The sequence below is a fragment of the Vibrio sp. 10N.222.55.B11 genome, from assembly GCF_041473705.1.
Taxonomy (GTDB): Bacteria; Pseudomonadota; Gammaproteobacteria; order Enterobacterales; family Vibrionaceae; genus Vibrio; species Vibrio crassostreae_C.
Window position 1 is genome coordinate 1 of record NZ_JBFRST010000048.1, and the last position, 7,198, is coordinate 7,198.

Genomic DNA, 7,198 nt, shown 5'->3' on the forward strand with positions numbered 1-7,198 from the left:
AAGAGTGAACGAATATGGGGAAGATCGAGAATACGTGATAGCAATGCGACACGTGTCCCATGGAAATGACTTCTATCAACTACTCAGAAATACAGAGAGCTGGATTGAAAGTATGACAGCTTCTCAAGTCATCCCAAATGATGTGCACTTCATCATGTCTGTCTTGATCAAAGGCGGCCTCTTCAATTGTTCCAAAGCGAAGTAAAGGGTAGATATGAATAAGCGTTACTACTTCTTAATACGTTACACGCCTGCTAACGCTGACTATGGGTTGTTAGCAGGGCGTTGTATCTCTCAAATGCACTTGTTTATGGTGAATAACCGACAAGCCATGAATAAAATAGGTGTGAGCTTTCCCGACTGGAGTGATGTTACGGTTGGTCAAACCATAGCTTTTGTTGCCGAAGATAAAGAGATGATGGTTGGACTCTCTTTTCAGCCCTATTTCTCTTTGATGGTAAATGAAGGTCTGTTTGAGATTTCTAGTGTTTGTGAAGTGCCAGACACTGCGATTGAGGTGAGGTTTGTCCGTAACCAAACGATTGGGAAAAGCTTTTTAGGTTCCAAGAAACGCAGAATCAAACGTAGCATGGCGAGGGCCGAAATATCTGGTGTTGAACCATCGTTACCAGCCACTAATGAAGAGCGTGTCATCGATAGCTTTCATCGAATCCCAATCTCCAGCGGTTCATCAGGGGAAAGTTATATTTTGTTTGTACAAAAGGAGTTTGTTAGAGAGCGCGTTGCAGCAAACTTTAATAGCTATGGTTTAGCCACCAATCAAGAAAGAAAAGGCACTGTACCTGACCTACGTTTTTGACCCTTTTATGAAAGCTCTTTTTCAGAGAAGTAAATACAAGGACTTACAGAACTAAGAAGAAAAAGGGTATTTTGGTGAATTGTGACTTAAAGCACGCGGAGTCAGATGGTTAGAGACTATATTCTAAAGTGTCCTGCCGCATAGGCAGCTAATAATTTATGACGGTTTGCAAAGAGACAAAAGTAATCGTATCCTGCCGCATAGGCAGCTAAGAATAGGCCAGGAAGAAAGCAACCAACCTGCTGAACAAGCAGCTAATAATCAAACCATCATGTTTAGGCTTGATGGTTTTTTGTTTTGTGGGGTTAGTTTGGCACAAGGCTGTGAATGAATGCTGCGTATTCCTGATGGTGGGAGCCGTGGTGATTGTCATAAGAAGGCTTTGTTAGAACCCCTTTGCCTTCAGTAATATAGCTGCGTATTACTTTGCGTGGTTCGGATTCGCGCCAGGTGATATTGAATGCGGCAAAAGTAGGGAAAAAACAGATGTCAGAGTAATCAGGAATATTGTCATGAATCCACCACGCCAGCGCTTGCCAGTGGCCTGTTTCGTCATAATAAGGAATAAAAGAATTCACTACGATACAAGTTGTAGCCCCTAATAGGCCATCTTTATCCCTGTAATCCCAAATATGACCACCATAGTTTTTATCATTTGATGCGCAATTATACTTCTTTTCATTTCCTACGTTATTAACTAGTGGTGAACGATAGCCAGAACGAATGCTGATCCTGCCAAATTTATTACTTATTGGTTCTAGTATCTTCTGGCAAAGGTTTCTACCCGATTCAAGAGCTATGTCAGGATAATCCGGAACATTGGTTAGCTGCTCAATTTGTGCTATTTCAGAGTGAAGAAAGTCCCTCATAAAAAAGGAAGGAGATAGGCGCACGCGCCCGAGTTTTTCTAGGTTGGCTACCGTAGTCGGAGTTTTCATACTTGAACCTTTTTAACCTGTCCTGTTTTCTAGTGAAAGATCTTGTTTTCATACTCTCGTACATGAACTTCAACAACACTCCAAATGCGCACACTTTCACCCTTAACATCAAATACTTTCGCATGATTGTGTGGGGCGATACTTTTCATTTGATTGAAGTTGGGTAGGAAAGTTTTCATGTCTAGAAGTTGGTTCTGAAGCATCGTGATAGTTATAGGAGAGTAGCCTTTACGCTCTAGGGTTAAATAAGCATTAAGGATGCGACTATTGATTTGGTCTTGATGCAAAGCCCAGCGTTCCAGTCGGTGTCTCACTTTATCTTTTTCATCGAGATATTCTTCGGACAATGTTTTAGGTGCCTGAGCATGCAGGGTTTCAATATTAGTTTTGATTGGCTGTACCGCAGGCTCTTTTGGATGGGGAGTAGCTTTTACAATCCACTTCCTAACCCAAGTAATGAGTGTTTTTAACATGGTAGGAATCCCAACTTTCTGACTGTTATAAAGATAGTTGGGATCTTTTAATTTGTCTGTCTAATGACGCCTTTTCACCAGTATTAGAATTGACGAAATTATGAACTTTGTTTATCTTTATATGAACACGACTGACTCACTCACGATACGTGAACTCTAGTATAAGTAGTCAAGGCAACCAAACGGTAGAAGACTAGGGGCAGCTCCCATTGCTAGTTGATGAGACCTCAATAGAGCCATTGTGAATCCTAATTGAAGCGCTCCCAAAAGGGAGGCTTCGCTGGCTGTCTTGTGCTAAAAAGACACTCAGCATGTAATTAGGATATTACTATGCCTGTAAAAACACTCCATACTTCTTCTGAAGCAAAGAAACACTACAAAAGCATATCTTACGAAACTCTGTTGGCAAGTTGGTTGCTACAAGACAGCTGGGAAGTTTTTATGCCCATGATCGATCATGGAATGAAGACTGATGTACTGGTTTCTGATGGGAATAAGTTCTATCGAATTCAAGTGAAATCGGTAGAGTGCTTTGATGAAAACACCGTTGTTACTGACCAATGGCAGAATACACAGATTGATTATGTAATATATTTCTCAAGATGTTCAAATTGGGGATATATTGCGCCGCCTTTTAAGGGAAAGAGGAAGGTTAATCACCCCGAGCATATAAGATTTCACCAACACTCCAAGAACTTCTTAAAAGCTTTCGGGCGAGCTTAGTAAACTCTATTCAGGGTGAAAACCGTGAAGAGCTTTGTTGGCACTATTGTGCTGACTCGTCTCTGCCCCATTTTTGTTGAGCTCATTACTATCTATAAGTTAGCTAATCATTATTTGACCAACTTTTTCTAATGTAGGTATGGTGTATAAGACTTATCACATAAATTTAGGTGGAGTTTAAGGTGAATAAAGAAACCAAAAAGAATTTTGATAAAGTATTTCAGGCTGCGTTAGCACTGTTTGGGAGTGACGAAGCTGCTAATCACTGGCTTAAGCATCCAGCTTGAGGGCTTGGCAACAAACGACCAATTGATATGCTTTCGACAGCCGAAGACACCAAGGCTGTACTCAATTTGATCGGCCGTTTAGAGCATGGAGTGTTTTCGTGACCTTTGTTGCACAATTTGCCTAAAGTACTTCTGCCACATCCATTCTTTCAGAAAATAACCAATCACTCAATTAGCACATCATTTAACTTTTTTCTAACAGGTTCATCAGTTGATACTGACTCTCTGGTAATTCAGTCATAATGACAGGGAAGAACGGCACACGCACACCATATTATTCAGTAAAATAAGATTATTTATTCGCCAGTAATTAGTCGGACTTGTACAGGAATAAGTGGCATGAGTATATCGGATATAAAAGTAGTAGAGTTTCATCAAAAGCAAGGTGGCCAGTCTGTTGCTGCCGATGAGTTAACAAGCTACTTGATTGACAGTGGTTCAATATCTAAATTTCATGATACGCTGCCTGACGATCTGAGACGAATACTTGCTCCTTTTGTGGGACAAAGCCGAAATGCTTACCTCAATGCATTAAAGTCCCGATTAAAATCAGAAAGGTGGGTGGCAGTAAAAGCGTCATCTTCAGTGTCCGCTTCTTCTTATAAAAGTGCGTACTACCCTCCTGTGCATCAAGAGCCTAAACTCGCAAGCGTCCAAACCACCGTCAGCCATACGGAAGAAGACCAAAGACCAGATCTTGAGTACGCTTTTGAGATCTCTTGCTCCCAGTCGTCTTTTAAAGAGCATGTTGGGTGGGACATGGCGTTAGCTAAAACGAGTACTTCACCGATACATTCCCGTTGGAGCGAGCAAGAAAACGAGCACAGCATTCAATTGGTGGCCAACATAAAAGAGGGTGCGCCAAGGACGCTTGCATTGTCATCGAGAGGTTCTTCAGTACCCCTATCAATCTCTGACGTCTTAGCCAAGCCTAAAGGGACAAATTCGCTCAATGAAGCTTTCCTCGTCGTGATGCCGGCTGTACAGTTTGGTGAACGACTAGGGCTTGCCACTCAAGGGTATTATTACCATTTTAGTGAAGGCAAGCTCGTTCAAGAGTACAAAATTATCGGTAATGGTAATTGTCGGTTCTGCCTGACCTATTCGGATGAACTCACTCTTAGCGATGAGCTTCGTCCTACCGCTTGGCAAAGTGCGATACCGATTCAATGGCGTATCGATAATCAGGTATTGGACAACCAGCACTTACTCTATCTACCTCGTAAGTTGACACAAGATGAGTTTTCTACGGTGAATCCAGCGTGGCTCAATGAGCAAGGACTTTCGTTGAATATTTCAGAACTTGTTGATGCTGGACAGGGCAAGGAAACTCCTAACGAACGGTATCATGCCCCTCTGGATTGCCATTACTCACACCCTGGCCGTTTATTACATGGGACAGAGATTGTCGCCATCAATAGTCCCAGTCTCGTTGCCAAAGGTATTCCGGTCGTGAATCTTCGCCCCGAAAAACTCTTTCGTATCGGCGTGTTTTTTGATGGCACGGGGGCCAACGATAAGAATGACGCTTACAAAGAGCTGCGTGGAAATAAGTCTCGCAGTAATGTGGCGCGTTTGTTTGCGGCTTATCCTCAAATTCAAGGTGAATCAGCAAAAATATATATATCGGGAGTAGGCACCGTCGACATTGAAGACGACAGTCAGCGCCCCTCCATCATCGATGCAGCAAAAGATGAAACCGGTCCAGAGCAGGCGCTAGGGGTGAGTGCACAACAGGCGTTTGATGGAGACCTTGCTGATGCTATTGCGGGCATTAGTGGTAAAATCTTGCTCAACTATGTGGATGGTGAAAATGGAGCCTTTTACAAATGGCAAAGTTTGCTTAGTCAGTTTCAGCGCACTATCGATGAATTGGATCAATCGGGCTCTTATAATGACATCACTCATATCGTTTTTGATGTCTTCGGCTTTAGTCGAGGTGCTGCTTTGTCTCGTCACTTTGTTAATACCCTGTATCAAGGTTTACCTGATTACCATCGACCTGTCACGGGCAAGCAAGCAGATGTCACGATTTACCCTCATCTACTGGGTAATGAAAGCAACAAAAAGTTTTCAGAAGAAGGTGGTTATGAGCGAGATGATACGAAAGGCGTCAGTGTACGGTTCTTGGGGTTATTTGATACCGTAGGGTCGTTTTACTTAGCTGGCAATAACGATGAAGGTAATTTTCAGTTGGGCCTAGAGCCGACGATGGCCACCACGGTCTTGCAGTTGGTTGCCGAACATGAGTATCGGAAAAACTTCCCATTAACCTCACTGAGTCGTGATAATTGGTTACCCGATAATTTCTACCAAGAACATTTTCCTGGATGCCATACCGATGTGGGAGGCGGTTATCCTTCAATTGAGCAATACGAGAAAGAGGGACTCCCTGACTATGTGGGCTTTCCGGTGAGCAGTACCTATAACCGTAACGAAATAAAATCAGAAATCATTGATATAGTGCACGCTAATTTTGCATATCCAGGGGGAAGTCTAGATAAGGCTGCGATGATAGAGCGCACTCGTCAAGTTAAAGACACCGAATGGAAAAAGATGTGCCGACAACGATTTGGCCACTACGGTGAGGTTAAAGAAAAAGACAACACTCTCTATTTTTATCACTTTAAACCCGTGAGTAATGCGATAGCAGGGCTAGCCCTTGAACGCATGAAGCAGCAAGGAGCAATGGTTGGCATTGATTGGTTTGAAGATGATTATCAGGAAAACCTAACCCCTGACTATGTCACCGATGAGCTTTGCCAATCTTTATGGGGTGAATTATCAACCAAGCCATTGGGAGAAATAACCGTTGAAGATTGGAAAGCAACGCTTCAGTCACCGGTGATCTTTGACAACTATATCCACCGCTCTCATGATACGGTGATGAATCTCCCTTATAAGACGATAGCTGAAACGATTATAAATGGCATTACGACAGATGAAAAAACAGAAAAAACACCAGAGCGGAGAATTTGGGACAATGCCTAAGCACTTAATCACGTTACTCTTCATAGCAGTCGTCGCCTTAAGTGGCTGTCAAGAAGAGCAGCCGTTAATAAAAGCGACCATCGGTAATGCTGGAAGTATTAGTGGAAACTACGGGATCCGAGATGTCGCTATTCAAACCACAGGCGGTGGATGGACAGGCTTTGGTTATGGTGGCGTTAATGGTTACCCTGGAGCCAGTGCTGACATCGGTAAAATGGGCGTCCCAAAATACATCAAAGGAACTTGGCGTAAAGGCCGCAGCGACAAGGGTGAAACACTAACTTACTACCGTATTGATGCACCGATCGACTCTGAATTAGCAGAGAAAAAAATGCGCACTCTGCAACATTATTATAAAGACTACCAGCCTAATCGAGCTTCAATGCAGGTCATCGTAGATGAAGAGCGTATTCAAGTTATGTTTACTGTTGGTTGTTATTCTTACCGGATGGATTGTTCACCAAGTGAAGTCGCGGATCCAAATGGATGGGTGGTGATGAACCCATCAAGCACAACTGAAGTGGTTGTTTTGTTTGATGGTAAAGGTGAGTCTTCGCCTGTACCATTCGAATTATAGTTTTGATACTTAACTGCTCCGCACCATTAAAATAGCACTTCAAGATACTTATAGTTATTAATGGTTTGTCCAAAAGTTTGTTATACGCATGCTCACTATGTCTTTCTAGACGATTGTTTGTAGTGTGGTAATTTTACTACGTTGAATTTTAGCAGTTCTACAAATATGCAGACTTCCGATGCAATTTTATGCGAACTTATGTTGCAAATGGTACTTTAACTCGTTGATAGTTGGTTTCCGTTATGAAGACTTATGTTGCAAGCATCACCTTAAAAAAGCCGCTCTTTATGAGCGGCTTTTTGCTATCTGAAGCTTTCAAGTCAAAGCACTATTTCTAACGCCGAATACCTGTGATGGTTAAGTGCGCAGTAAACTTTCGTTACTGGCTA

At 42.5% G+C, this 7,198-nt stretch carries 7 protein-coding genes and 1 pseudogene; 6 read left to right on the forward strand and 2 right to left on the reverse strand.

The window, feature by feature from the left end; genetic code table 11:
• A partial coding sequence (locus AB4503_RS17380) for a type I-F CRISPR-associated protein Cas7f/Csy3 (RefSeq protein WP_372115460.1) occupies nucleotides 1-205 on the forward strand: 205 nt, incomplete at its 5' end.
• A 9-nt stretch (nucleotides 206-214) separates the two neighbouring features.
• Nucleotides 215-820 carry a type I-F CRISPR-associated endoribonuclease Cas6/Csy4 gene (gene cas6f, locus AB4503_RS17385; protein ID WP_372115461.1) on the forward strand — a complete coding sequence of 202 codons (606 nt, stop codon included), beginning with the start codon at nucleotides 215-217 and terminating at the stop codon, nucleotides 818-820.
• Between the two features lie 305 nt (nucleotides 821-1,125).
• On the opposite strand, the gene AB4503_RS17390 is transcribed toward cas6f, so the two are convergent.
• A complete protein-coding gene (locus tag AB4503_RS17390) occupies nucleotides 1,126-1,758 on the reverse strand; it encodes a peptidase M15 (protein WP_046225080.1) in 633 nt (210 codons plus the stop codon).
• Nucleotides 1,759-1,787: 29 nt separating this feature from the next.
• Nucleotides 1,788-2,231 carry a hypothetical protein gene (locus tag AB4503_RS17395; RefSeq protein WP_052715045.1) on the reverse strand — a complete coding sequence of 148 codons (444 nt, stop codon included), beginning with the start codon at nucleotides 2,229-2,231 and terminating at the stop codon, nucleotides 1,788-1,790.
• Between the two features lie 330 nt (nucleotides 2,232-2,561).
• On the opposite strand from AB4503_RS17395, the gene AB4503_RS17400 reads away from it, so the two are divergent.
• The 4 genes and pseudogenes from AB4503_RS17400 (at nucleotide 2,562) to AB4503_RS17415 (ending at nucleotide 6,809) form a co-directional block, all read left to right on the forward strand.
• The gene (locus AB4503_RS17400; RefSeq protein ID WP_372115462.1) at nucleotides 2,562-2,954 is read left to right on the forward strand and encodes a hypothetical protein; all 393 of its coding nucleotides are present in this window, start codon (nucleotides 2,562-2,564) and stop codon (nucleotides 2,952-2,954) included.
• 299 nt (nucleotides 2,955-3,253) lie between these two features.
• Nucleotides 3,254-3,343 (forward strand): annotated as a pseudogene (locus tag AB4503_RS17405) (antitoxin Xre/MbcA/ParS toxin-binding domain-containing protein); the annotation flags it as partial.
• 237 nt (nucleotides 3,344-3,580) lie between these two features.
• Nucleotides 3,581-6,232, forward strand: a complete 2,652-nt coding sequence (locus tag AB4503_RS17410) for a DUF2235 domain-containing protein (protein WP_108208914.1) — start codon at nucleotides 3,581-3,583, stop codon at nucleotides 6,230-6,232.
• The gene (locus AB4503_RS17415) at nucleotides 6,225-6,809 is read left to right on the forward strand and encodes a hypothetical protein (RefSeq protein WP_371724699.1); all 585 of its coding nucleotides are present in this window, start codon (nucleotides 6,225-6,227) and stop codon (nucleotides 6,807-6,809) included. The genes AB4503_RS17410 and AB4503_RS17415 overlap by 8 nt, the downstream gene beginning before the upstream one ends.
• Nucleotides 6,810-7,198: the final 389 nt, after the last annotated feature.